The sequence below is a fragment of the Prescottella sp. R16 genome (genome assembly GCF_030656875.1).
Taxonomy (GTDB): Bacteria; Actinomycetota; Actinomycetes; order Mycobacteriales; family Mycobacteriaceae; genus Prescottella.
In genome coordinates this window covers 1,169,531-1,193,055 of sequence record NZ_CP130943.1, presented here as the reverse complement: position 1 = coordinate 1,193,055, position 23,525 = coordinate 1,169,531, and the positions used below count along the sequence as shown (strand labels likewise).

The following is a 23,525-nucleotide window of genomic DNA, read 5'->3' as shown; positions in this document are numbered from 1 at the left end:
TGCGGGTAGAACTGGTTCCGTGAATCCCCTGACCGCACTCTTCGACGCCGAACTGCACCTCGGCAGCGCCGTCATCCTGTGGCGCGAGATCGTCGGCAACGCATTCGGCATCGCGTCCGCGGTCGGTGGGATGAAGCGCGTCGTGTGGGCGTGGCCGGTGGGCATCGTCGGCAACGCGCTGCTGTTCACGGTGTTCATGGGGGCACTGTTCAACACCCCGCAGAACCTCGATCTGTACGGGCAGGCCGGACGCCAGCTGCTGTTCGTCACCGTCAGCGCATACGGATGGACACGCTGGCTCCGGTCCCGCCACGACTCCGGGGACGCCGTACTCCCGCACTGGGCGTCGACCCGCGCGCGCGTCGGGATGATCGCGACGATGGCCGTCGGTACCGTCGTGTTCGCGAAGGTCTTCGAGGCGCTCGGCTCGTGGGGTCCGTGGCCGGACGCCTGGATCTTCACCGGGTCGATCCTCGCGACTTACGGCATGGCCCGCGGCTGGACCGAGTTCTGGCTCATCTGGATCGGGGTCGACGCCGTCGGTGTCCCCCTGCTGTTCCACGGCGGCTACTACCCGTCGGCGCTGCTGTACCTCGTGTACGCGGGTTTCGTGCTGTGGGGGTTCGCGGTGTGGCTGCGGATCCAGCGTCGTGCCACGGAACCGGTGCCCGTCCCGGAATGATGTGCGGCCCCGCCCGGTTGGACCCGGCATGGCACAGATCACACGCGGCACGGCAGAGACCCCGTCCTACGGTCGGTTCGGCGTCTGGCGGCACGCCTTCGGGCTGCCACCCGAGGTGGGCGCCGAGATCGAACGACTCGGCTACGGCGCGATCTGGGCCGGCGGATCCCCGCCCGCCGACCTGCAGGTGATCGAGGACCTGATCGCGGGCACCGAGACGATCACCGTCGCCACCGGCATCGTCAACATCTTCTCCGCACCGGCCGACGAGATCGCGAAGTCGTACCACCGCATCGAGTCCCGCCACCCCGGACGCTTCGTACTCGGCATCGGCGTCGGCCACCCCGAGGTGCCCGGTATGGGCGCCGAGAAACCGTACGACGCCCTCGTCCGCTACCTCGATGTCCTCGACGACGCCGGAGTCCCGAAGCAGCGGCGGGTTCTGGCCGCACTCGGCCCCAAAGTCCTGAAACTGGCCGCCGAACGGTCCGCCGGCGCGCACCCTTATCTGACGACCCCCGAACACACCCGACAGGCCCGCGACATCATCGGACCCGACGTCCTCCTCGCCCCCGAACAGAAAGTGGTGCTGAGCACCGACGTCGAATCCGCCCGCACGACCGGCCGCGAGGCGGTCGAGAACCCGTACCTGCACCTGCGGAACTACCGTCGCAACCTCGAGCGGCTCGGCTTCCCGACCGAGGAACTCGACAACGGAGGCAGTGACCGCGTGATCGACGCCCTCGTCGCGCACGGGGACGCGGCCACGATCGCCCCGCGGCTCACCGCGCATCTCGAGGCCGGTGCCGACCACGTTGCCGTACAGATACTTCCGATGACCGGCGACCCGCTGCCGGCGCTGCGGAAGCTGGCCGCGGCGCTGCAGATCGGCGGATAGGCCCCCGGCCTACGACGCGGCGTGCAGCAGCGGCAGCGCGTCGACGAGGGGCGCCAGTTCGGGCACCTCCCGCGCGCCGGCGAGCGCCCGCTCGAGCGTCGCGTCGTGGATCGGTCGCGCCTCCGCGAGCAGGTCACGCCCGGCCGGGGTGAGCTCGGTGTAGATCCCGCGCCGGTCGTCCGCGCACAGGATCCTGGTCAGCAGGCCCCGGTCCTCGAGTCGATTCACCAACCGCGTCGTAGCGCTGGCACTGAGCGCCGCCGCGCGGGCCAGCTGTTGCATGCGCATGTGCCAGCCGTCCTGCCTGCTCAGGGCGTCCATCACCGTGTATTCCACGACCGAGAGCTTGACCTCCGCCTGCAGCGATCGCTCGAGTTCGGACTCGATCAGCCCGTGCAGCGCGGCGAGCGTCCGCCACCCCTGCGACCTGATCTCGACCGCATCGTCCCTGATGCCCACGATGCCCCTTTCCCGGTGACGAGCCTTACACATCCAGATAGTTGCTTGCGCGGCATATCTACTCGTGCAACTATTTATCCAGCGCCTGCAACTAACAGCTTACGCGCCCCATCTGCTCTCACCGTGTTTCAAGGAGCACTCCACATGCCCATAGGCCTGCTAGCCCTCGCCCTCGGCGGGTTCGGCATCGGATTGACCGAGTTCGTCATCATGGGACTGCTACCCGAGGTGTCCGCCGACTTCGCCGTCAGCGAGGCCACCGCCGGCTGGCTGATCTCCGGCTACGCACTCAGCGTCGTCGTCGGCGCCCTGGTCCTGACCGCTGCCGTCACCCGACTCCCACGCAAACCCGTGCTCGCGGGACTGATGGTCCTCTTCATCGTCGGGAACACTCTCTCGGCGCTCGCCCCCGACTACCCCACCATGCTGCTCGGCCGGGTCGTCGCGGCACTGTGCCACGGAGCCTTCTTCGGAATCGGCGCCGTCGTCGCGGCCGACATGGTCGCGCCGAACAAGAAGGCCGGAGCGATCGCGATCATGTTCACCGGCCTGACCGCGGCGAACGTCCTCGGAGTCCCCTTCGGGACGCTGCTGGGGCAGGCCGCGGGATGGCGTTCGACGTTCTGGGCGATCAGCGCGATCGGCGTCGTCGCCCTCGTCGGCATCCTCATCCTGGTCCCGGCCACCGAACCGGGAACCGCGGGCACCACCGGACTGCGCGGTGAGCTGCGGGCCTTCCGCTCCGGGCAGGTGTGGGCGTCGATCACCGTCACGGTCCTCGGCTACGGCGGCATGTTCGGCGCCTTCACCTACATCGCCTTCACCCTCACCTCCGTCAGCGGCTTCGCCGGCGCGACGGTGCCGTGGCTGCTCATGGTGTTCGGTGTGGGGCTGTTCGTCGGAAACACACTGGGCGGCAAGGCCGCCGATCGAAACGTCGACGCCACCCTGCTGACGGCACTGTCCGTGCTGACCGTCGTCCTCACCGTCTTCGCGCTCACCGCCACCAGCCCCGTCATGGCCGTCGTGTCCCTGCTGCTGATGGGTGTCTTCGGCTTCGCGACCGTCCCCGGCCTGCAGATGCGCGTCATGAAGTACGCCAGCGCGGCACCCACACTCGCGTCCGGCGCCAACATCGGCGCCTTCAACGCGGGCAACGCCTTCGGCGCCTGGATCGGCGGCGTCACCATCTCGGCGGGCCTCGGCTACACCTCACCGATCTGGGCCGGAGCCGCCATCACCCTGGCAGCCGTCGCCGTCACGGCAGTAGCGGCCCGAAAGGCGAACGCCCGCAAGGGCACTGCCTCCACGAACCACACCGCACACCTCGCCGGCGTCTGACCGTCCCCAACCGACCGACCCACACCCATACCCACACCCAAGGAGAATCATGTCCACCGTCCCCACCGTCACCCTGAACAACGGCGTCACGATGCCGCAGATCGGCTTCGGCGTCTTCCAGGTCCCCGACGAGGAGACGACCGCCGCGGTGACCGCTGCCCTCGCCGCCGGATACCGGTCGATCGACACCGCGGCGATCTACGGCAACGAGACCGGCACCGGAAAAGCCTTGGCCGCCTCCGGTATCGCGCGGGACGACCTGTTCGTGACGTCCAAGTTGTGGAACAGCGACCAGGGCTACGACACCACCCTCACCGCATTCGACGCGAGCCTGGACCGACTCGGCCTCGACTACCTCGATCTGTACCTGATCCACTGGCCGGCCCCCGCCCACGACCGCTACGTCGACTCGTGGCGGGCGCTCGAGAAGCTGTACGCGGACGGGCGCGTCCGGGCGATCGGCGTCTCGAACTTCCTGCCCGAGCACCTGCGGCGGGTGCTCGACGCCGGCTCGATCGTCCCCGCCGTCAACCAGATCGAACTGCACCCGGCACTGCAGCAGCGCGACGTCGTCGCGTTCGCCGACGCCCACGGCATCGCCACCGAAGCGTGGAGTCCGCTGGCTCAGGGCGCCGTCCTGAACGAACCGGCGATCGCCCGGATCGCGGCCGCCCACCAGCGGACACCCGCCCAGGTCGTCCTCCGTTGGCACCTGCAGCAGGGACGCATCGTCATCCCGAAGTCGGTGACGCCGTCGCGAATCCGGGAGAACCTCGACATCCTCGGCTTCGAACTCTCGTCCGCCGAGCTGGCGGAAGTCGATGCACTGGACCGCGACGGTCGGACCGGACCGCACCCGGCCGAGTTCAACGGCTAGGCGCCCGGCCGCGCGTGGTGTTACCGGCTGTGCGACGGCTGCGAGTCGGTCACGTCCGCAGTGATCTCGGTGAACAGCGCTTCGATCGCCTCGGAGTCGATGTCGTCGATCGCCGGCGGATTCCAGGACGGGTTGCGGTCCTTGTCGACCAGGACGGCCCGCACACCCTCGATGAAGTCGGCGTTTCGGGTGACCTCGGCGCCCAGGACCAGCTCGAGGTCCAGGCACTGCTGCAGAGTCAGGTCCGCGCCGCGGCGCACCAGCTCCGCCGTGATCCACAGGCTGCTCGGGGCGAGCGTCGTGAGTGCCTCGCGGGTCTGCGCGGTCCACTCGTCGTCGCCGGTCAACCGGGCGAGCATGTCGGCGACCGTGCCCGACCCGAACACCCGGTCGACCTCGGTCTGCCGCTGCGCCAGCTCCGAGTCCGGGGCGGCGACCGTGTGACGGGCGAGGGCCGCCTCGAGATCGGCACGGTCACCGACCTTGCGGATGTCGGTGGCCAGGGCCTCGAGCGTATCGCTGGGAACGAAATGAGTGGCCAGGCCCGCGTGGACGGCGTCCGCGCCGGACGCCCGCGCCCCCGTCAGACCCAGGTACATGCCCGTCGACCCGGTCAGCCGCGGCAGAAAATAGCTCGCCCCGACGTCGGGGAAGAAACCGATCGCCGTCTCCGGCATCGCGAGCGCAGCCTTCTCCGTGACGACACGGACCGAACCGTGCACCGAGATACCGAGGCCACCGCCCATCGCGTGCCCGTCGATCAGCGCAACGTACGGCTTGGGATAGTTCGCGATGAGCGCATTGAGCTCATACTCCGTCGAGAAGAACGCATGGATCGACCCGGAGTCCCGATCGAGCGCCGCCTGCCGCACCGACTTGATGTCGCCGCCGGCGCAGAACGCGCGATCCGACGAACTCGTCACCAGCACCGCCGTGATCGCATCGTCGTCACGCCACTGTGTCAACGCGTCGAGCATGCCGCGGATCATGCCGAGGTCAAGTGCATTGAGCGCCTTCGGCCGGTCGAGAACGATCTCTGCGACACTGCCGTGCACACGGGTCCGGATGAACGACGTCATCGAGACTCCCTTCTGTCGAACAACTCACCCAGCCTGCCAGGTACCCGCGACACGCGCATAACCGACTGCCGATCCGGGTAACCCCGCCCCATGGATCAGACGCGGGCACCCCTCCTCGAAGCACTCGACGAATACCGTCGGCTGGACCGGTACGGATTCACCCCGCCCGGCCACCGCCAGGGACGCGGCACCGATCCGCGGGCCCTCGCGACGATCGGCGCGGACGCATACCGCAGCGACGTCCTGGTCACCGCGGGGCTCGACGACCGCACGTCGAGCAACGGCTGTCTCACCGACGCGGAAGCCCTCATGGCCGACGCCGTCGGCGCCGACAAAGCGTTCTTCTCCACGTGCGGCAGTTCGCTGTCCGTCAAGGCGGCAATGCTCTCCGTCGCGGGCGGGGACCCGGGCGGCCTGCTGCTCAGCCGGGACGCCCACAAATCCGTCGTCGCCGGACTCGTCTTCGGCGGCATCCAACCGCGGTGGGTGACACCGCAGTGGGATGCCGAACGGCACATCTCGCACCCACCGTCGCCGGAACAGGTGCGCGCCGAATGGGAGCGCAATCCGGACGCCGCGGGCGCCCTGATCGTCTCGCCCAGCCCGTACGGCACCTGTGCCGACATCGACGGCATCGCCCGGGTCTGTCACGAACGCGGGAAGCCGCTCATCATCGACGAGGCCTGGGGTGCGCACCTGCCGTTCCACGACAGGCTGCCGACGTGGGCGATGAACGCCGGTGCCGACATCTGCGTCGTCAGCGTCCACAAGATGGGGACCGGCTTCGAGCAGGGCTCGGTGTTCCACATGCAGGGTGATCTGGTCGACTTCGATCACCTGTCGGACTGTGCCGACCTCCTCATGACCACCAGCCCCAACGTACTGATCTACGGCGGCCTCGACGGGTGGCGGCGGCAGATGGTGGAGGACGGCCGTGCACTGCTGGAGTCGGCACTCCAGCTGACGGACCGTCTGCGCACCGAGATCGAGTCGATCGACGGCCTGCACGTGTGCGACGAGGAACTGCTCGGCCATCAGGCGTCCCACGACCTCGATCGCATGCAGATCCTGATCGATGTCACCGGCACCGGCGCGAGCGGCTACCAGTGCGGCGACTGGCTGCGCGAACACGCCCGCATCGACGTCGGCATGACCGATCACCGCCGCATCCTCGCGACGATGTCGCTCGCGGACGACCACGACAGCGCCGAGCGGCTCCTGAACTCCCTGCGCCGACTCGCTTCCGCTGCAACGGATCTCCCGGAACCGCAGACGATCGTCCTCCCCACGCCCGACGAGATCCAACTGGAGTCGGTCACGAGCCCCCGCGCCGCGTTCCTCGGCCCCACCGAAACCGTCCCGGCGTCCCGCGCCGCGGGGCGCATCGCCGCCGAACAACTGACCCCGTACCCGCCCGGCATCCCGGTCGCGGTGCCCGGCGAACGCCTCGACACCGCCGTGATCGACTACCTACGTAGCGGCGTGCGCGCGGGAATGGCCGTTCCCGACGCCACCCACCCCCGCCTCGACACGTTCCTCGTCGTCCGTGAATGACTCCCGATCAGGAAGCGGCGCCAGGCTTTCCCGTCGGGGACGACCCCAGCAGCGCCCACCGATTGGACGTCAACCGGAAGCTCGGCACGTCGGCGAGCGAATACACCGACTCGTACGTGCGCTCGTACTCGGTGTGCGCGATCTTCCAGCGTCCGGAAGCGTCCTTCGCGTACCGGTCCTGATAGAACGCCGCACCCCGCATCAGCAGCTGGTCCCCCGGCACGACGAGTGTGTCCGACAGGTACCAGATACCGGTGGCGGTGGCGCCGTGCACGTCGATCTCCGGATGCCCGCAATGATGTTCGGTGATGACGTGCGGGCCGAGCGTGTCCTGCAGGAACGACACGAACGCGTCCCGCGAATCGAACGTCAGGTGCTCGGCGTACGTCGCCGTCGCCTCCGGCAGCAGCGTGTCCGCGAAATCCTGCCACGACTTGGTGTCGAGCGCGCGAATGTACCGGTACTTGAGCCGACTGATCTCGGCGATCGCCTCCAGGTCCACGATGCCCGCCCTCCGCCGACGCTCCGTACGGTACAAGTGCAGGCTAACCGGCCACCCGCCCGTTCGGGGTGGCTAGCGCAATTCTCGTTGCGGCGGCGGTCAGTCCAGTTCTGCGGCCAACTCCATCCACTGCTCCTCCGCGGCCTCCTTCTCGGCCACGACCTGCCGGAGCTCGGCGTCGAGCGTCATCAGCTTCTCCGGATCGGTGGCCGCCTCCGCGAGCTGCGCGTGCAGCTTCGTCTCCCGCTCGTCGAGCTTGGCGACCGCCCGCTCGAGCCGCGACAGTTCCTTGCGGGCCGCGCGGTCGGCAGCGCCGTCACGCGGCGCCCTCGTAGCGGACGGCTCCGCACCCGCCGCACCCACACTCGCCGCCGCCGACGGCACCGACTCCCGCTGCGCGAGCACCGCACGCCGGCGCAGGTACTCCTCGATGCCACCGGGCAGATTGGTGAGCTTGCCGTCCCCGAACAGCGCCCACGTGGTGTCGCAGATGCGTTCGACGAGATAGCGGTCGTGGGAGATGACGACCAGCGTGCCCGCCCAGCCGTCGAGCAGATCCTCGAGCTGCTGCAGCGTGTCGATGTCGAGGTCGTTGGTGGGCTCGTCGAGCAGCAGCACGTTCGGCTCCGCCATCAGGACCCGGGTGAGCTGCAGACGACGCCGCTCACCACCCGAGAGATCCCCCACCGGTGTCCGCTGCCGGGCCGGCGCGAACCCGAGACGTTCTGCGAGCTGACCGGCCGAAACCTCCTTGTCGCCCAGCGTGATCCGCTCGGCGACATCCTTGACGGCGTCGAGGACCCGCATGTCGGTGGGCAGATCGTCGAGTTCCTGCCGCAGCCAGCCGATCTTCACGGTCTGGCCCTGGATCCGCCGCCCGCGCGCCGGCTCCAGCTCCCCGGCGAGGGTGCGCAGCAGCGTCGTCTTCCCGGACCCGTTGACGCCGACCAGGCCGACGCGTTCACCCGGCGCGAGCCGCCACGTCAGATCGTGGACGAGTTCCCGGCCGTCCGGCGTGGTGAGCTGCACGTCCTCGAGTTCGATGACGACCCGGCCCAGCCGGCGCTTCGCGAACGACGCCAGCGCGATCGAGTCCCGCGGCGGCGGCACATCCGCGATCAACGCCTCCGCCGCCTCCACCCGGTACCGCGGCTTCGACGTACGCGCCTGCGGACCGCGACGCAGCCACGCCAACTCCTTGCGCGCGAGGTTCTGCCGGCGCTCCTCCGCGGCGTCCGCCTGCCGGGCCCGCTCCGCCCGCGCGAAGATCCAGTCGTTGTAGCCGCCCTCGTAGCTTTCGACCTTGCCGCCCACCACTTCCCACGTGCGGGTGGCGACCGTGTCGAGGAACCAGCGGTCGTGGGTGACGACGACCAGCGCCGAACGCCGCGACACCAGGTGCTCGGCCAGCCACTGCACACCCTCGACGTCGAGATGGTTGGTGGGCTCGTCGAGCACCAACAGATCCAGTTCCTGCACGAGTGCCGCCGCCAGCGCGACACGGCGCCGCTCGCCACCGGACAGGCCGTCGACACCGGCGTCGAGCCCCAGCCCGTCGATCCCGATACCCGCGAGGACGCCGCGGATCCGGGCATCACCTGCCCACTCGTGGTCGGCGACCCCGAGCGGACCGAGGACGACGTCCCCGACCGTGGCGCCGGACGGCAGCACACCGCGCTGCGTCACGACCGCCATGCGCAGCCCGCCGACCCGGCTGACGCGCCCCGAATCCGGCTCCTCGAGCCCCGCCAGGACCTCGAGCATCGTGGTCTTGCCGCCGCCGTTGAGGCCGACGACGCCGATCCGCTCCCCCTCCTGCACCCCGAGGGACACCGAATCGAGGAGCGGCTTGATCCCGAAGGACTTCGACACCTGTTCCAGATTGATCAAATTCGCCATCAGAAGCTGCCTTCCGGCTCGGGGTCGATCACGCGGGCACCGGGCACCGGACCGCTCGCGACACGGACGGTGCGGCACACGCCCGCACCGGAGAGTTCGGCGCTCACGTCGACGGCCGCGTCGTCGTCCGCGCACAGGAACGCGCAGGTGGGTCCCGACCCGGAGACGATCCCGGCCAGCGCGCCGGCCGTCACGCCCGCCCGCAGGGTGCGGCGCAACTCCGGTGCGAGGGACAGGGCCGCGGCCTGGAGATCGTTGCCGAGCAGCGGGGCCAGCGCGGTGGCGTCCCCGGTGGCGAGCGCGTGCATGAGATCGGACGGGTCCCCGACCCGCGGCGGTGCCCCTTCCGCCCGCAACCGGTCGAGTTCCCGGAACACCGTCGGCGTCGACAGCCCCCCCTTTGCGAGGGCGAGCACCCAGTGGAACGTGTTGCGGGACAGTACCGGAAGCAGCTTCTCGCCGCGCCCGGTCCCGACCGCGGTGCCCCCGTGGAGACCGAACGGGACGTCACTGCCCAGCCGGGACGCGAAGACGTCGAGAGCGTCCCGGGACAGGTCCAGCTGCCACAGCTCGTTCAACGCCACCAGCGCGGCGGCCGCGTCGGCGCTGCCGCCGGCCATGCCGCCGGCCACCGGGATGCCCTTGTCGATCGAGATCTCCACCTCGGGCGCGATACCGGCCTCGGCGGCGAGCAGCTCGGCGGCCTTCCACACCAGGTTGGACGCGTCGGTGGGCACCGACGCGGCGCCCTCGCCGCGCACCCGCACGGACAGCTCCTCCGCCGGAACCACCGACACGTCGTCGGTGAGCGACAGCGCCTGGAAGACCGTCGTCAGTTCGTGGTAGCCGTCGGCGCGCAGGTCACCGACCGCGAGATGCAGGTTGACCTTGGACGGGGCCCGGACGACGACAGGGCGCGGAACGACGGAGAGCACAGGTTCCAACAATAGGCGGTGCGCCCGAGGGGACGAAAACGCACCTCAGGCGCCCCTTCCGCCCACCGCACGCCGGGGATGAACCAGTTCCACACGCCCTCCCCGTGTCGGGCAGCACGCCCCGGTCGCCCGGCGCTACCGCGGCGCCCGACCCGGGACGTCCACCCAGCCGTCACCGGCGTCGTTGCGCATCCAGTCGACCTCGATCCGACGGTCCGCGATCGCCCACCGGCCGTCGCGGCGTTCGAACCGGTCCAGGTAGCGCAACCACACGGTGAGGAAGTTGCGGGTGGAGTGGCCCGCGTCGGCCGCACTGGTGTGCTGCGCCATCGCGTAGGTCTCGGTGTCGGCGGTGTCACCATCCAGTTCGATCAGCTGGTTTCCCGCGAAATGGAACGTGCGATCGAACAGACCGAACCCGCCCGGGTCCGCGAGGAACTGCATGAAGTCGTCCAGCCCGCCCTGATGGAACGGCGCGTAGTCGTTGCGGGCATCCTCGAAGAAGCAACCACGCACCAGGTTCCAGTCGCGGCGATCCACGCCCCGGAAGTAGCGGAGCAGCACGCCACCGATCTCGGCACGATCCGAGAGTGCGCGAAGTTCGTCGGCAGCCGGCGTCGTTCTTTCGGTCACACGAGTCCTTTCGGTCACACGAGCGATTGCCGAACCCTACTTCCGAATCGGCGCACGAGCCCGCGAATCCGCCCGTGAAACGCCGAAACGGGGCCCCACCCTCGCGGATGGAGCCCCGTTCACGTCAGATCCCGGTCAGGCCGGGAGCGATATCAGATCGCGGTGACGTCGGTGGCCTGCGGGCCCTTGTTGCCCTGGCCGATCTCGAAGCGAACGCGCTGGTTCTCCTCGAGGGTGCGGAAGCCGTTGGTCTGGATGGCCGAGTAGTGGACGAAGACGTCGGCGGAGCCGTCGTCGGGCGCGATGAAGCCGAAGCCCTTTTCAGCGTTGAACCACTTCACGGTGCCTTCTGCCATGTTTCTTTCTCTCTCTTACGAAGTGCAAACTCGGGAACGCCAAGTCAGGGATCCCCGGGCCGGTGTCACACGGCGGCTTCGTCAGATTCTCGGAGAGAGAATCCATCCGCCCGCAACTTCAGGATTTGCGAGCGTGGACTAACACAAACACAAAAACTACGACCGATTACTAGTCAACCACATCGGCCGCGATTGTGCCCGCCGACACCCGTCACACCCTCCCGCCACAGTGACCGGACTCTCACGAAACCACTTGACGTGGATACCCCCTGGGGGTACCTTCGTTCATGTCCGGCCGGGTACCCCAACCCGGTAGATGTACAAGATGGAGGAGAAGATCATGAGCACCGCCGAATACACCGTCACCGGAATGACCTGCGGCCACTGCGTCGGATCGGTGAAAGAGGAAGTCGGGGCCGTCACCGGAGTCACCGGCGTCGCCGTCGATCTGGCATCCGGCCGCCTCACCGTCACCTCCGACGCCCCGATCCCCTCGTCCGTGATCACCGCGGCCGTCGAGGAAGCGGGATACTCGGCTCAACCGAACTGAGAAATCCGATGCGTACATCCACCACGCTCATCGCCTACGCCGGAGGGCTCGCGGTCGTCTTCGCCGCAGCCCTCGGCGTGGGTGCCGTCACGGGAAGTCCGATCGACATGACGAGCACACACACCGACAGCCACGCGGCCGCAGACCCCGAGTCCGCCTCGGGCGTCCCCGCCGGGCTGCAGGTCTCGCAGGACGGTTACACCCTCGGCGAGGTCACCTCACCCGCCCACGCCGGCACGACCGGCACCCTGAGCTTCCGCATCCTGGACGCGGACGGAGCCCCGGTGCGCGAGTACGACGACCTCCACGAGAAGCAGTTGCATCTCATCGTCGTCCGCTCCGACACCAGCCAGTTCCGGCACGTCCACCCCGCCCTGGGCCCCGACGGCACATGGTCGATCGACTGGACCTGGCCGACAGGGGGCACCTATCGCGTGTTCGCCGACTTCCAGGCGACCGGAGCTCCCGGCCAGCTCACCCTGGGCCGGAACGTCGACGTCGGCGGCGATCTGCAGCCGGCGGCACTGCCGGCCCCCTCGCGCACGGCGACGGTCGACGGCTACACCGTCACACTCGACGGCGACCTCACCACCGCAGGCGGACCGCTGACGCTCTCGGTCGATCGCGACGGCACACCCGTCACCGATCTCGACCCCTATCTGGGCGCGTACGGCCACCTCGTGGCCCTGCGGACCGGCGACCTCGCCTACCTGCACGTGCACCCCGGGGGCGAACCCGGTGACGGCGTCACCGCCCCGGGACCCGACATCACGTTCCACGCACAGGCCCCGAGCAGCGGCACCTACCGGCTGTTCCTCGATTTCCGGCACGAGGGCACGGTCCGCACCGCCGAGTTCACCGTTCCGGTGGGCCCCGCGGCCACCACACCCGGCACCGAACCCACGTCCACACCCTCACACGACGGTCACGAAGGAGGACACTGATGACTACCGCCGATCTCACCACCGGCCGCAGTGACACCATCGAACTCGCGATCGGCGGTATGACGTGCGCCTCGTGCGCCGCGCGAGTAGAGAAGAAGCTCAACAAGATCGAGGGCGTCACAGCCACGGTCAACTACGCCACCGAAAAGGCGAAGATCGCCTTCCCCGAGGACGTCAGCACCGACGACCTCGTCACGGCAGTGGAGAACGCCGGCTACACCGCGACCCTGCCCACTCCCCCCGCGGCCGACGGGCAGAGCACGGGCGACGATCAGAGTCACTCCGCAGGCGATCGCGGGCTCGCCGCACTGCGAACCCGCCTGATCGTCTCGACCGTCCTGTCCATCCCGGTGATCGCGATGGCGATGATCCCGGCCCTGCAGTTCGACAACTGGCAGTGGCTGTCCCTCACCCTCGCCGCCCCGGTGATCGTGTGGGCCGGCCTGCCGTTCCATCGCGCCGCCTGGACCAACCTGCGGCACGGCGCCGCCACGATGGACACGCTCATCTCGATCGGCACGTCCGCGGCCTTCCTCTGGTCGCTGTACGCACTGTTCTTCGGCACTGCCGGCGAGGCCGGCATGAAGCACGCCTTCGAGCTGACCGTCAGCCGCGGTGACGGCGCCGCGAACATCTACCTCGAGGTCGCTGCCGGTGTCATCACGTTCGTCCTGGCCGGACGCTACTTCGAGGCCAAGTCGAAGCGGACCGCCGGAGCCGCCCTGCGCGCCCTGCTCGAACTCGGCGCCAAGGAGGTCTCCGTCCTGCGCGACGGGGTCGAAACCCGCATCCCCGCCGACCAGCTTCGGGTCGACGACCTGTTCGTGGTCCGCCCCGGCGAGAAGGTTGCCACCGACGGCGTCGTCGTCGAAGGCAGCTCCGCGATCGACATGAGCATGCTCACCGGCGAATCCGTGCCCGTCGAGGTGGGTGTGGGCGACGACGTCGTCGGCGCCACCGTCAACGCCGGCGGACGCCTCGTCGTGCGGGCCCGCCGCGTCGGCTCCGACACCCAGCTCGCCCAGATGGCGGCACTCGTCGAGGACGCGCAGAACGGCAAGGCCGAGGTGCAGCGCCTCGCCGACAAGATCGCCGGCGTGTTCGTGCCCATCGCGATCGCGATCTCCGTCGCCGCCCTGGGCTACTGGATCGGCACCGGCAGCCCCCTGCAGGTGGCGTTCACCGCCGCCGTCGCCGTCCTCATCATCGCGTGCCCGTGTGCCCTCGGCCTCGCCACACCCACCGCCCTGCTCGTCGGCACCGGCCGCGGCGCCCAGCTGGGTGTCCTCATCAAGGGCCCCGAAGTCCTCGAGACCACCCGCGGCGTCGACACCATCGTCCTCGACAAGACCGGCACCGTCACCACCGGCCGGATGACCCTGATCGACGTCGTCACCGCCGACGGTGTCAACCGCGACGAGGCCCTGCGCCTGGTCGGCGCCCTCGAACACGCGTCGGAACATCCGATCGCGCAGGCAGTCGCGGCAGGGGCCGCCGACGGCGTCGGAACGCTGCCCTCCGTCGAGGATTTCGTCAACGTCGAGGGCAAGGGCGTGCAGGGCATCGTCGACGGCCACGCCGTGGTCGCCGGACGCGAAAGTCTGCTCGCCGACTGGTCGCAGCACCTGCCCGAGAACCTCGCTGTCGCCAAGCGCGACGCCGAGAAGCTGGGCCGCACCGCGATCGCCGCCGGCTGGGACGGACAGGCCCGCGCCGTGTTCGTGGTCGCCGACGCGATCAAGGACACCAGCGCCGACGCCGTCCGCCGGTTCAAGCAGCTGGGACTGAACCCGGTCCTGCTCACCGGCGACAACGCGACCGTCGCCCGCACCGTTGCCGACCAGGTCGGCATCGACACCGTCATCGCCGAGGTCCTGCCCGGTGACAAGGTCGACGCCGTCAAGAACCTGCAGGCGGACGGCAAGGTCGTCGCGATGGTCGGCGACGGTGTCAACGACGCGGCCGCCCTCGCCCAGGCCGACCTGGGTCTGGCGATGGGCACCGGCACCGACGTCGCGATCGAGGCCGCCGACATCACCCTGGTCCGCGGCGATCTCCGCTCGGCCGCCGACGCGATCGAGTTGTCCCGCAAGACCCTTCGCACCATCAAGGGCAACCTGTTCTGGGCGTTCGCCTACAACGCGGCCGCGATCCCGCTCGCCGCGGCCGGCCTGCTGAACCCGATGCTCGCCGGTGCCGCGATGGCGTTCTCCAGCGTGTTCGTCGTCAGCAACAGCCTGCGGCTGCGGCGGTTCAAGCCCGCCGCGTGAGACACGGCGACGGCCCGGCAGCTCCGGCTGCCGGGCCGTCGCCCTTTTCGTCGATCAGATACGACCGGCCTTGTCCAACAGCATGATTCCCGTCGCGGTCGGCACCACTCCGCGCACGTTCGGCTGCCACGCCACATAGATCATCACGGAGCTCACCGGTACGCTCGGCATCGTCTCGTTCCACAGAGTCTGGATCTCGGAGATCACACTCCGGATCTCGTCGTCACCGTCGGCGGCCTGCAACTTGTCCAGCAGCTCGTTCATCTGCGGATTCGAGTAACCCGCGAAGTTCGACGGGGACGTGTCCGCCAGCACCGTCTGCAAGCCCAGATACGGAATCGCCTCGTACAGACCGATACCGGCGTGCGCGATGTCGTAGTCGTGCTGGACGTACACCTGCTTGACGATGTCGCCCGGATTGTTGGCGTTGACGATGTTCACCGTGAACCCGACCGCCTGCAGCAGCGACTGCACCGCCAGACCGATCGCCGACTCCGTCGGCTCCTGCAACACGATGTAGTTCAGGACGCCGTCGTAGCCGTCGGCCTTCGCCTCGTCGAGCAGCTTGCGGGCCGCATCCGGGTCGTACGGCACACCCTCGACGTCGGTGGCCCAGCGGGACAGCTCGCTGAACATCGCCTTGCCCGGCAGCCCCAGTCCGTCGTCACCGCGCTGCCCCACCAGTTCCGGATCGATCGCCAGCGCGATCGCCCTGCGCACCCGGACATCCGCGCCGGGTCGGCCCTCACGGTTGTTCACCAGTTCGGCGCCACCACTGTTGAGGATGCTGAACGACCCCGGGTAGTCGGCGTCGAGCGCGTCGTAGATCGCCTGCGGATTGCCCCGCAAGACACCGATGTCGATGCCGTTCGTCTGCAACGATTCGAGGTTCTCCCGCGAACCGCTCAGCGACACGAACCGGATCCGGTCCGCGTTCGGCTCCCCGCCCCAGTAGTCGGTGCGCGCCGTGAGCACCCGCTCCTCGTTGGGCGCATACCGGTCCAGGACGAACGGGCCGGCACCGATCGGCCGGAACGTGTCACCGTCACCGGCACTCGGCGCGACGATCATGCCGTGACCGAGAGCCAGCATCGACGGGAACGTCGGCCACTTCTCGCGCAGCCGGAACTCGACGGTCCCCGGATCGACGGCCGTCGAGGATTCGACCGCCTCCACCCACACCCCGGAACCGTTGCCCTTGTTCCGGTTGTAGCGGTCGATGCTCGCCACCACGGCCGCCGCATCGAGCGGAGTGCCGTCGCTGAACGTGACACCGGGACGCAGCTTCAGCGTCCACACCGCACCGTCGGCGTCGGACGTGAGGGACTGCGCCAGCTTCGGCACGTAGTCGCCGGTCGACTCGTCGTAACGCAGCAGGACGTCGTAGACGGCGGCCAGTTCGTCACCACCGCTGCCGCCGCGGGCCGCGGTCCTCGCCGGATCGAGGGTCGCGGCGAGCACCTGGACGCTGAACGTCAGCTGCGGTACCGGCCCGGGCGTGCCGTCCTGGTCACCGACCAGCCCCACCGCGGGCGGGGTGCGGGTGTCGCCGCCGCTGCTCCCCCCGTCACCGTCGGAACTCGCACAGCCCGCGAGCACCAGGGTGCTCGCCAGCACTGCCGCCACGAGCCCCCTGCCGAATACCGATCTACCGCGCACACGTCCTCCCGAACTCCGCAACTGTGACCTGTCACACAGATTGCGCGAAGGTTAGGACGGCACCGGTTCGGGAGGAACGTCCGGTCTCATTGACCGGGAAAACGAAACGGTCCGGTCGAACCCACCCCTGCGCAGGTTCGACCGGACCGCCCGTCACCCTCGGATCAGGATCCGAGGCTGCCGAACAGCGCACCCGACGAACCGAGCGACCCGGCCGGCTCCGGCTCGGCGTCCTTCTTCGCGAAGTCGGTGGTGCACCCGTTGAACCGGACCGCATCCACCAGCGTCGACGCGTTCTCCGACCCGCTGCCGATGCTCACGCCGTAGTGCTCGACGGTCGCACCCGGGTTGGCCTCCGCGATCTCCTCGAGCGTCACCGGCTTGCGGTTCTTCGCCCCGTCGATGTCCTGGGTGCTCCACCACAGACCGTCCTGCAGCTTCTCGTGGACCGCCCCGTCCTTCGTGTCCGGTGCATCCGCACCCGCCGTCCACACGAGCGTCGTGAAACCGTTCTCGAACTTGCCGCCCGTCGTGCCGAGCAGCCGGAGCTGGAACGCGGCCTTCGACGACTCAGCCTTCTCCGCGAAACCGATGTCCTTGCCGATCACGTCCGCCAGCTCGACGCTGCCCGCCGAGTGGTACCACGCCTGACGGTCCGTCTTCTCCTCGACCGACAGTGCGAGCGAACCGTTCTCGTCGAGCACGTTCTCCGCCGAGTACGACGCCTTCTGATCCTGCTCGTCCTCGAACGGGACGCCCCACCCGGCCGGCGTCGCCTCCGTGGACAGCGCATCACATGTGAAACCGGCGACCGGCGCCTCCGCACTGCCGAGAGAACCCAGCGAGCCCAGCGAACCGAGCGAACCGGCGTCCGCGGCATGGCCGAACGCGGGGGCGACGAGCGCGGCCGCACCGGCGATCGCGACCACAGTGGTGACGCGGCGGATCGAATTCATCGACATGAAAACACCTTTCGAGTGCATCGGCTGTGTTGTGCGTCTGCCAAGTTAGGACAGAACACCCACAGCGCGATGCCTCGAAAGGTGTTGTTCGGACGAACGGAGGAGAACTCCGGACCGAAAGGAGGAGACCCGTGTCAGGCCGGGCGCACCGTCTCCGTGCACACCGTGAACATCCGCTCGTCGTAGAGGAAGCCGCCCTCACTGCACTGTTCGATGTCGGCGACTCCCTCGATCGTCTCGACTGCCCGCTCGATCCCCGACGCGACCGGATCGTCGCACTCGACACGCGTCGGCTCGACCTCCTTGTCGTCGGGCAGGGTCATGCAGCCGCCCATGACCCAGTCCAGGTCGAGGCACAACGCGCCACGCTCGTTGCCCCACTTGGTCTCGTAGTACACCTGATCGACGTCCGACGGGCACTGCGCGTTCTTCTCGGCCTTCGCGATCACCCTGTAGTTGGATTCGTCACTGCCACAAGCAGCTTCGGCGATCGTCGCCGCATCCGACGTGCCACCGAGCTGCACGCAGTCACCGATCTCCACGTCGATGTCCACCCGGCCGCCGGAATCGCTGCCCTCGTGACCCGACGTGGTCGCCACCGCCGCCGACGACGTGGACGTCGCAGCCGTGTCCGCGGCCGTCGCGACACCCTCGGTCGCCCCGCCGCAGCCGGTGACCAGCATGGTCACTGCCGCCACAGCACCGATACCGACAAGTTTCCATGCTTTCGTGTTCACCCCGATATTGTGCGGGAAAGTCCCCGTTCGGGACGAATCGGGTAGTGCGTTACTCGGTCCCGGCCTCCGCCAACCGCACGAACGCAGCCGCGTCCAGCTTCTCCCCCCGCATCGACGGATCGATCCCCGCCGCCACGAGCCGGCGCTCCGCCTCCACCGGCGACCCCGCCCAGCCCGCGAGCGCGGCCCGGAGCGTCTTGCGACGCTGCGCGAACGCGGCGTCGACGACCGCGAACACCCGACGCCGATGCTCGGCGTCGATCGGCCACGGCGCCTCGACATACCGGTCGATACGGACCAGCCCCGATTCGATCTTCGGTTCCGGCCAGAACACGTGCCGTCCCACCGCACCGGCACGGCGCACCTCACCGAAGAAGTTCGCCTTCACGCTCGGCACCCCGTAGATCTTGTTACCGGGACGCGCGGCAAGCCGATCCGCAACCTCCGCCTGCACCATCACCAGCGCCGTCCGCAGCGACGGGAACTCCGCGAACAGGTGCAGCAGCACCGGCACCGCCACGTTGTACGGCAGATTCGCCACCAACGCCGTCGGGGTACCGGGCACCTGTGCGGGCAACACCCGCATCGCGTCCTCGAGGACGACGTCCAACCGGCCGGACAGACCCGGGGCCCGCTCCGCGACCGTCGCGGGCAGCCGGGCCGCCAGCTTCGGATCGATCTCGACGGCGACGACCTTCTCGACGACGTCGAGCAACGCCAACGTCAGCGACCCCAGACCCGGCCCCACCTCCAGGACCACGTCGTCGCGGGTGACACCGGAACTCGCGACGATCTTGCGGACGGTGTTGCCGTCGTGCACGAAATTCTGGCCGAGCTGCTTGGTGGGACGCACCTCGAACTCTTCGGCGAGCGCACGCACCTCGGCGGGACCGAGGAGCGTGGCCTCACCTCGCGGCTGGGACAGGGGCGGGACGACGTCTGACACCCGAAGAACCTAACGCAGACCCAGCTTGCCGGTGCACGACGGCCACGCACCCCAGCCCTGCGTCTCCTGGGTACGGGACGCGATCGCGATCTGCTCCTCGCGTGTCGCGAGGTCCGCGCGCGGCGCGTACTTGAGGCCGCCCTGCCGCTCCCACGTGTTCTGGTCGAACTGCACGCCGCCGTAGTAACCGTTGCCCGTGTTGATCGCCCAGTTGCCCGTCGCCTCGCACTGCGCCAACGCATCCCACGTCGCACCGTTGCGCACGGGCGGCACCTCGGTGCCCGGCTTGGCGCCGACCCGCACCACCTTCGGCTGCGCCGGCGTCGTGACCGACGTCGCCACCGGCGTCCGCCCCGTCTCGACACCGTTGACGACCGTCACCTCGTACGTGACGTCCGCGGTCCCCGGTGCGCCCGGATTCTCCACCGTCGACCGGCTCATGTTCAGCGTCGGATCCTCGATCCGTTCCTCCGGCGGCGCCACCTGCTCCGTCACGACCCGGGACTCGGTGCGACTACGGGTCACCACGATGTCCAGACCGTCCGTCAGTGGCGTCTCCGGTGCCGGCACGACCGTGTCCGCCTGCTCGAGCGGGGCACCGTGCGCGGCCAGGAACTCCCCGACCGTCGGCGCCGCCAACCGCACCTGCGCCGGTGCCGCGGCACCGTCCGTCAGCGACACCTCCCGCGGGCTGAGCACCTCGAGATCGGCCCCGTCGAGCGGCAACCGCTGCGACCGGGAGGCCGACACGTGCACGTCACCCGCCAGATCCAGTTGCCGCACCGCGTCGTCGACGGTCAACGCCGTCGTCCACACCGTCCGCTGCTGCCCGTCCACCGTCAGCGCGACCTCCCGGCCACGACGGAAGACCACCGTGTCCCCGTCCGACAGGGCCGTGTCCCCCGCCGGGGCGACCACGTCGTGCTCACCGGCCGCATACCCGGCCGCCGACAACGCCCCGGCCACGCTCGACGACATCGTGCCCACCGTGACCAGCTCACCGTCCACGTCGACGGTCACCGTCTTGTGCTGGGAGACCGCGACACCACCACCGACGGCCAGCGTCGTCAGCGTCGCGGCAACCACCGAATACAGCATCGGGGAACGACTCGAGTTGATCTTCGACAACGGTGACATGCGATTCCTTTACCGGAGACCCAATTTGCTCGTGCAGCCCGGCCACGCACCCCAGCCCTGCGCCGCCTGCACCTTCTGTGCGACCGCGATCTGCTGCTCCCGCGACGCGAGATCCGCCCGCGCCGCATACTGCGTGCCGCCGTGCGCCGCCCACGTACCCTGATCGAACTGCAGCCCGCCGTAGTAACCGTTGCCCGTGTTGATCGCCCAGTTGCCGGTCGCCTCGCACTGCGCGATCGAATCCCACACCGAACCGTTCGCCACGGCCGGGACCGACGGCTTCGGCTTGGTGCCGACCCGCACCACGGCCGGCTCGGCCTCCCGCAACACCGACGACGAAAGTTCTTGCCGCGCAGTCTCCACGCCGTTGACCGTCGTCACCGACACCGTCACCGTGCGCTCGCCCGGGACGCCGGGGCGTTCGACGGTGGTGGTGTCCTGCTCGAGCCCCGGATCGTCGACCCGGTGCTCGGGCGGCGCGATCGGCTGCGTCTCGGTCCGCGACTCGGTGCGACTGCGGGTCACCACGATCTCCAGACCGTCCGTCAACGGCGTCTCCGGCGCCGGCACGACCGAGTCCGCCTGCACCAGAGCCGCATTCGTGGCCGCGAGGAAATCACCGACCGTCGGCGCCGCGACCCGAACCTGAGTCGGCGCGCCACCGTTGTCGGCGACCGTGACCGTCCGTGGGCTGACGACGTCGAATTCGATGCCGTCCAACGGAATACGCTGCCCCCGCGACGCCGACACGTACGCGTCGCCCGCCAGCTCCAACTGCCGCATCGCATCGTCGACGGTCAACGCCGTCGACCACACCGTGCGCTGCTGCCCGTCCACCGTCAGCACGATCTCCCGGGCGCGGCGCAGGACCACCGTGTCGCCGTCGGTGAGTTTCGCGTCGGCACCCGGCGCGACGACGTCGTGCTCGCCGACCGGATACCCGGCGGCCTCGAGCACCGAACCGACGTCCGAGCGCAGCGTGGTCAGCGAGACCGTCTCCCCGTCGACGTCGAGCGCGATCGTCTTGTGCTGCGCCACGACCAGCCCGCCGCCGACCAACATCGTCACGAAGAACGCGACGAGCACGGCGTACAGCAGCGGCGAGCGCGCGGTGTTGATCCGAGCGAAAGGCGACACGAGGAATCCCGGGGCAGACGACAAGGTTCGATCACAGTACGGTAACGACAAGGCTGTGATCCGGCAACTTCACGGGGAACGATCAGGAGCGATTCCCGAGCGAAGATGCCTAAGGTCGAACCATGAGCAACGCCGAGACCCGACCGGTCGAGATCGAATGCACCACCGGCCCCGAGACCACCGCCGAGAACGGACCGATCCTCGAGATCATCACCTCCCGCGAAGTCCCCCTCGGCGGCCCCCGCGCCATGCCGGTACGCCGGACCCTCCCCCAGCGGCAACGATCCCTGATCGGCGCCTGGTGCTTCGCCGACCACTACGGACCCGACGACGTCACCGTCACCGGCGGCATGGACGTCGCACCCCATCCGCACACCGGGCTGCAGACCGTCAGCTGGTTGTTCACCGGCGAGATCGAGCACCGCGACAGCAAGGGCGTACACGCGACGGTCCGGCCCGGCGAGGTCAACCTCATGACCGGCGGCCGCGGCATCTGCCACTCCGAGGTCTCCACACCGGACACGACCGTCCTGCACGGCCTCCAACTGTGGGTGGCCCTGCCCGACTCGGCCCGCGACGCACCCCGCAACTTCGAGCACCACGTGCCGGCGGCCGTGTCGCTCGAGGGCGGGTCTGCACGAGTGTTCCTCGGCTCGCTGGCCGGATCCACGTCCCCCGTCCACACCTTCACCCCGCTGCTCGGAGCGGAACTGGTGCTGGAGCCGCGGGCAGAGGTGCGCCTCGACGTGGACCCGGCATTCGAGCACGGGGTCCTCGTCGACACCGGTGCGGTCGGCGTCGGCACCGGTAACGGCGGCGGCCTGGACCTCGCCCGCGCCGATCTCGGCTACATCGGCACCGGGGCGGCGGTGCTGGCCCTGACGAACCACACCGACGCACCGGCTCGCGTCGTCCTGCTCGGCGGCGAGCCGTTCGGCGAGGACATCGTCATGTGGTGGAACTTCGTCGGCCGCAGCCACGAGGAGATCGAGGAGTTCCGCGAGGAGTGGCAGGCCGAATCGGACCGGTTCGGCGCCGTCGAGGGCTACACCGGTGACGTGCAGCGCCTACCCGCGCCGCCGCTGCCGAACGCCCGGATCCGGCCGCGGAAGAATCCGCCGTCAGCCCACTGACGGCAGCCGGTACACCCGCTCCGCGGTCGCGGTCGAGGCCTCCGCCAGCTCGGCGGGGTCCTCACCGCGCAGTTCGGCCAACGCCCGCAGCGTGTACGGCAGGCAGTACGACTCGTTCGGTGCCCCCCGGAACGGGTGCGGGGTGAGATAGGGCGCGTCGGTCTCGACCAGCAACTGATCCGACGGGACCAGCGGTGCCGCCTCGCGCAGCGCCTTCGCGTTCTTGAAGCTGACGGTGCCCGAGAAGCTCAGCACGTAACCGGCGTCGACGCATGCCCGCGCCATCGCCGCATCCGACGAGAAGCAGTGGAAGATCACCGTGTCCGGGGCACCCTCGGAATCGAGGACCCGCAGCAGATCGGTGTCGGCCTCGCGGTTGTGGATCATCAGCGGCTTGCCGAGACGCTTCGCGAGGTCGATGTGCCATTCGAAGGCAGCAACCTGTTCCTCGAGCGTCGCGCAGCCGTCGAGCTTGCCCGGCCAGTACAGGTCCAGGCCCGTCTCACCCACCGCGACCGTGCGCGGATCGGACGCCAACCGCTCGATCTCCGCTTTCGTGGCGTCGTCGAGGGAATTCGCGCGGGTCGGGTGGATAGCGACGGCCGCGAAGACCCGCTCGTCCCAGTGCGCGGCGTCCACCGCGAACCGCGCGGCAGCCAGGTCGTCGGCCACCGTCACGATCCGCTCGACGCCCACCGAGGCCGCACGGTCGACGATCACCCGTGTGCTCGCGGCGTCCGTGGCACCGCACGCATCGAGATGCGTGTGCGCGTCGACGAGGGGAAAAAGCGGCTCGGGCAGGTCCGGGGCGGGACGATCTTTGCTCACGCCGATA

The 23,525-nt window shown here is 69.2% G+C and carries 23 protein-coding genes; 9 read left to right on the top strand and 14 right to left on the bottom strand.

Going from position 1 to position 23,525, the window contains the following annotated elements:
* Window positions 1-19 precede the first annotated feature (19 nt).
* Together pnuC and Q5696_RS05635 are read left to right on the top strand one after the other, a co-directional pair.
* A complete protein-coding gene (gene pnuC, locus Q5696_RS05640) occupies window positions 20-682 on the top strand; it encodes a nicotinamide riboside transporter PnuC (protein ID WP_305094225.1) in 663 nt (220 codons plus the stop codon).
* A 28-nt stretch (window positions 683-710) separates the two neighbouring features.
* Window positions 711-1,580: an LLM class F420-dependent oxidoreductase gene (locus Q5696_RS05635; RefSeq protein WP_305094224.1), complete on the top strand. Its 870-nt coding sequence runs from the start codon at window positions 711-713 to the stop codon at window positions 1,578-1,580.
* Between the two features lie 9 nt (window positions 1,581-1,589).
* Here Q5696_RS05635 and Q5696_RS05630 read toward each other — a convergent pair whose 3' ends face one another.
* Entirely contained in the window at window positions 1,590-2,039 is a 450-nt protein-coding gene (locus tag Q5696_RS05630) for a MarR family winged helix-turn-helix transcriptional regulator (protein WP_305094223.1), read from the bottom strand.
* 144 nt (window positions 2,040-2,183) lie between these two features.
* On the opposite strand from Q5696_RS05630, the gene Q5696_RS05625 reads away from it, so the two are divergent.
* Both Q5696_RS05625 and Q5696_RS05620 read left to right on the top strand, forming a co-directional pair.
* The gene (locus tag Q5696_RS05625; RefSeq protein WP_305094222.1) at window positions 2,184-3,380 is read left to right on the top strand and encodes an MFS transporter; all 1,197 of its coding nucleotides are present in this window, start codon (window positions 2,184-2,186) and stop codon (window positions 3,378-3,380) included.
* A 49-nt stretch (window positions 3,381-3,429) separates the two neighbouring features.
* The gene (locus Q5696_RS05620; protein WP_305094221.1) at window positions 3,430-4,257 is read left to right on the top strand and encodes an aldo/keto reductase; all 828 of its coding nucleotides are present in this window, start codon (window positions 3,430-3,432) and stop codon (window positions 4,255-4,257) included.
* A gap of 20 nt (window positions 4,258-4,277) precedes the next feature.
* Here Q5696_RS05620 and Q5696_RS05615 read toward each other — a convergent pair whose 3' ends face one another.
* Entirely contained in the window at window positions 4,278-5,336 is a 1,059-nt protein-coding gene (locus Q5696_RS05615) for an enoyl-CoA hydratase/isomerase family protein (protein ID WP_305094220.1), read from the bottom strand.
* A 90-nt stretch (window positions 5,337-5,426) separates the two neighbouring features.
* Between Q5696_RS05615 and Q5696_RS05610 the strand changes: the two genes are divergently transcribed.
* Window positions 5,427-6,890: an aminotransferase class I/II-fold pyridoxal phosphate-dependent enzyme gene (locus Q5696_RS05610; RefSeq protein WP_305094219.1), complete on the top strand. Its 1,464-nt coding sequence runs from the start codon at window positions 5,427-5,429 to the stop codon at window positions 6,888-6,890.
* A 7-nt stretch (window positions 6,891-6,897) separates the two neighbouring features.
* On the opposite strand, the gene Q5696_RS05605 is transcribed toward Q5696_RS05610, so the two are convergent.
* The 5 genes from Q5696_RS05605 to cspE form a co-directional block, all read right to left on the bottom strand.
* Window positions 6,898-7,392 (bottom strand): nuclear transport factor 2 family protein, encoded by a 495-nt coding sequence (locus tag Q5696_RS05605; RefSeq protein WP_305094218.1) that lies wholly within the window; start codon window positions 7,390-7,392, stop codon window positions 6,898-6,900.
* A 99-nt stretch (window positions 7,393-7,491) separates the two neighbouring features.
* Window positions 7,492-9,291: an ABC-F family ATP-binding cassette domain-containing protein gene (locus tag Q5696_RS05600; protein WP_305094217.1), complete on the bottom strand. Its 1,800-nt coding sequence runs from the start codon at window positions 9,289-9,291 to the stop codon at window positions 7,492-7,494.
* Window positions 9,291-10,226 carry a 4-(cytidine 5'-diphospho)-2-C-methyl-D-erythritol kinase gene (locus Q5696_RS05595; RefSeq protein WP_305094216.1) on the bottom strand — a complete coding sequence of 312 codons (936 nt, stop codon included), beginning with the start codon at window positions 10,224-10,226 and terminating at the stop codon, window positions 9,291-9,293. The genes Q5696_RS05600 and Q5696_RS05595 overlap by 1 nt, the downstream gene beginning before the upstream one ends.
* A gap of 135 nt (window positions 10,227-10,361) precedes the next feature.
* Complete coding sequence (locus tag Q5696_RS05590) at window positions 10,362-10,859, bottom strand: nuclear transport factor 2 family protein (protein ID WP_305094215.1); 498 nt, start codon at window positions 10,857-10,859, stop codon at window positions 10,362-10,364.
* A 152-nt stretch (window positions 10,860-11,011) separates the two neighbouring features.
* Window positions 11,012-11,215 (bottom strand): transcription antiterminator/RNA stability regulator CspE, encoded by a 204-nt coding sequence (gene cspE, locus Q5696_RS05585; protein WP_137723532.1) that lies wholly within the window; start codon window positions 11,213-11,215, stop codon window positions 11,012-11,014.
* A gap of 340 nt (window positions 11,216-11,555) precedes the next feature.
* On the opposite strand from cspE, the gene Q5696_RS05580 reads away from it, so the two are divergent.
* The 3 genes from Q5696_RS05580 to Q5696_RS05570 are packed head-to-tail and all read left to right on the top strand — an operon-like array spanning window position 11,556 to window position 14,979.
* Window positions 11,556-11,765 carry a heavy-metal-associated domain-containing protein gene (locus Q5696_RS05580; RefSeq protein WP_305094214.1) on the top strand — a complete coding sequence of 70 codons (210 nt, stop codon included), beginning with the start codon at window positions 11,556-11,558 and terminating at the stop codon, window positions 11,763-11,765.
* A gap of 8 nt (window positions 11,766-11,773) precedes the next feature.
* The gene (locus Q5696_RS05575; protein ID WP_305094213.1) at window positions 11,774-12,709 is read left to right on the top strand and encodes a DUF8832 domain-containing protein; all 936 of its coding nucleotides are present in this window, start codon (window positions 11,774-11,776) and stop codon (window positions 12,707-12,709) included.
* Window positions 12,709-14,979 (top strand): heavy metal translocating P-type ATPase, encoded by a 2,271-nt coding sequence (locus Q5696_RS05570; RefSeq protein WP_305094212.1) that lies wholly within the window; start codon window positions 12,709-12,711, stop codon window positions 14,977-14,979. Before Q5696_RS05575 ends, Q5696_RS05570 begins: the two co-directional genes overlap by 1 nt.
* A gap of 54 nt (window positions 14,980-15,033) precedes the next feature.
* On the opposite strand, the gene Q5696_RS05565 is transcribed toward Q5696_RS05570, so the two are convergent.
* The 6 genes from Q5696_RS05565 to Q5696_RS05540 form a co-directional block, all read right to left on the bottom strand.
* On the bottom strand, window positions 15,034-16,605 hold the full coding sequence (locus Q5696_RS05565) for an ABC transporter substrate-binding protein (RefSeq protein ID WP_305094211.1): 1,572 nt from the start codon (window positions 16,603-16,605) through the stop codon (window positions 15,034-15,036).
* Window positions 16,606-16,802: 197 nt separating this feature from the next.
* Entirely contained in the window at window positions 16,803-17,600 is a 798-nt protein-coding gene (locus Q5696_RS05560) for a hypothetical protein (protein ID WP_305094210.1), read from the bottom strand.
* A 134-nt stretch (window positions 17,601-17,734) separates the two neighbouring features.
* Entirely contained in the window at window positions 17,735-18,337 is a 603-nt protein-coding gene (gene lppU, locus Q5696_RS05555) for an LppU family putative lipoprotein (protein ID WP_305094209.1), read from the bottom strand.
* Between the two features lie 49 nt (window positions 18,338-18,386).
* Window positions 18,387-19,283: a 16S rRNA (adenine(1518)-N(6)/adenine(1519)-N(6))-dimethyltransferase RsmA gene (gene rsmA / locus Q5696_RS05550; RefSeq protein WP_305094208.1), complete on the bottom strand. Its 897-nt coding sequence runs from the start codon at window positions 19,281-19,283 to the stop codon at window positions 18,387-18,389.
* 9 nt (window positions 19,284-19,292) lie between these two features.
* On the bottom strand, window positions 19,293-20,420 hold the full coding sequence (locus Q5696_RS05545; protein WP_305094207.1) for a resuscitation-promoting factor: 1,128 nt from the start codon (window positions 20,418-20,420) through the stop codon (window positions 19,293-19,295).
* A gap of 9 nt (window positions 20,421-20,429) precedes the next feature.
* Window positions 20,430-21,557, bottom strand: a complete 1,128-nt coding sequence (locus Q5696_RS05540) for a resuscitation-promoting factor (RefSeq protein ID WP_305094206.1) — start codon at window positions 21,555-21,557, stop codon at window positions 20,430-20,432.
* A 122-nt stretch (window positions 21,558-21,679) separates the two neighbouring features.
* On the opposite strand from Q5696_RS05540, the gene Q5696_RS05535 reads away from it, so the two are divergent.
* The gene (locus Q5696_RS05535) at window positions 21,680-22,690 is read left to right on the top strand and encodes a pirin family protein (RefSeq protein ID WP_305094205.1); all 1,011 of its coding nucleotides are present in this window, start codon (window positions 21,680-21,682) and stop codon (window positions 22,688-22,690) included.
* Here the strand turns inward: Q5696_RS05535 and Q5696_RS05530 are convergent.
* Window positions 22,679-23,518 carry a TatD family hydrolase gene (locus Q5696_RS05530; RefSeq protein ID WP_305094204.1) on the bottom strand — a complete coding sequence of 280 codons (840 nt, stop codon included), beginning with the start codon at window positions 23,516-23,518 and terminating at the stop codon, window positions 22,679-22,681. The two genes, Q5696_RS05535 and Q5696_RS05530, sit on opposite strands and share 12 nt — an antisense overlap.
* Window positions 23,519-23,525: the final 7 nt, after the last annotated feature.

What these genes read in the sequence shown, in the direction of transcription:
- Q5696_RS05635 (WP_305094224.1), top strand. Translation starts at nt 711, where the DNA reads ATGGCACAGATCACACGCGGCACGGCAGAGACCCCGTCCTACGGTCGG.
- Q5696_RS05625 (WP_305094222.1), top strand. Translation starts at nt 2,184, where the DNA reads ATGCCCATAGGCCTGCTAGCCCTCGCCCTCGGCGGGTTCGGCATCGGA.
- Q5696_RS05620 (WP_305094221.1), top strand. Translation starts at nt 3,430, where the DNA reads ATGTCCACCGTCCCCACCGTCACCCTGAACAACGGCGTCACGATGCCG.
- Q5696_RS05615 (WP_305094220.1), bottom strand. Translation starts at nt 5,336, where the DNA reads ATGACGTCGTTCATCCGGACCCGTGTGCACGGCAGTGTCGCAGAGATC.
- Q5696_RS05610 (WP_305094219.1), top strand. Translation starts at nt 5,427, where the DNA reads ATGGATCAGACGCGGGCACCCCTCCTCGAAGCACTCGACGAATACCGT.
- Q5696_RS05600 (WP_305094217.1), bottom strand. Translation starts at nt 9,291, where the DNA reads ATGGCGAATTTGATCAATCTGGAACAGGTGTCGAAGTCCTTCGGGATC.
- cspE (WP_137723532.1), bottom strand. Translation starts at nt 11,215, where the DNA reads ATGGCAGAAGGCACCGTGAAGTGGTTCAACGCTGAAAAGGGCTTCGGC.
- Q5696_RS05580 (WP_305094214.1), top strand. Translation starts at nt 11,556, where the DNA reads ATGAGCACCGCCGAATACACCGTCACCGGAATGACCTGCGGCCACTGC.
- Q5696_RS05575 (WP_305094213.1), top strand. Translation starts at nt 11,774, where the DNA reads ATGCGTACATCCACCACGCTCATCGCCTACGCCGGAGGGCTCGCGGTC.
- Q5696_RS05570 (WP_305094212.1), top strand. Translation starts at nt 12,709, where the DNA reads ATGACTACCGCCGATCTCACCACCGGCCGCAGTGACACCATCGAACTC.
- Q5696_RS05560 (WP_305094210.1), bottom strand. Translation starts at nt 17,600, where the DNA reads ATGTCGATGAATTCGATCCGCCGCGTCACCACTGTGGTCGCGATCGCC.
- Q5696_RS05545 (WP_305094207.1), bottom strand. Translation starts at nt 20,420, where the DNA reads ATGTCACCGTTGTCGAAGATCAACTCGAGTCGTTCCCCGATGCTGTAT.
- Q5696_RS05535 (WP_305094205.1), top strand. Translation starts at nt 21,680, where the DNA reads ATGAGCAACGCCGAGACCCGACCGGTCGAGATCGAATGCACCACCGGC.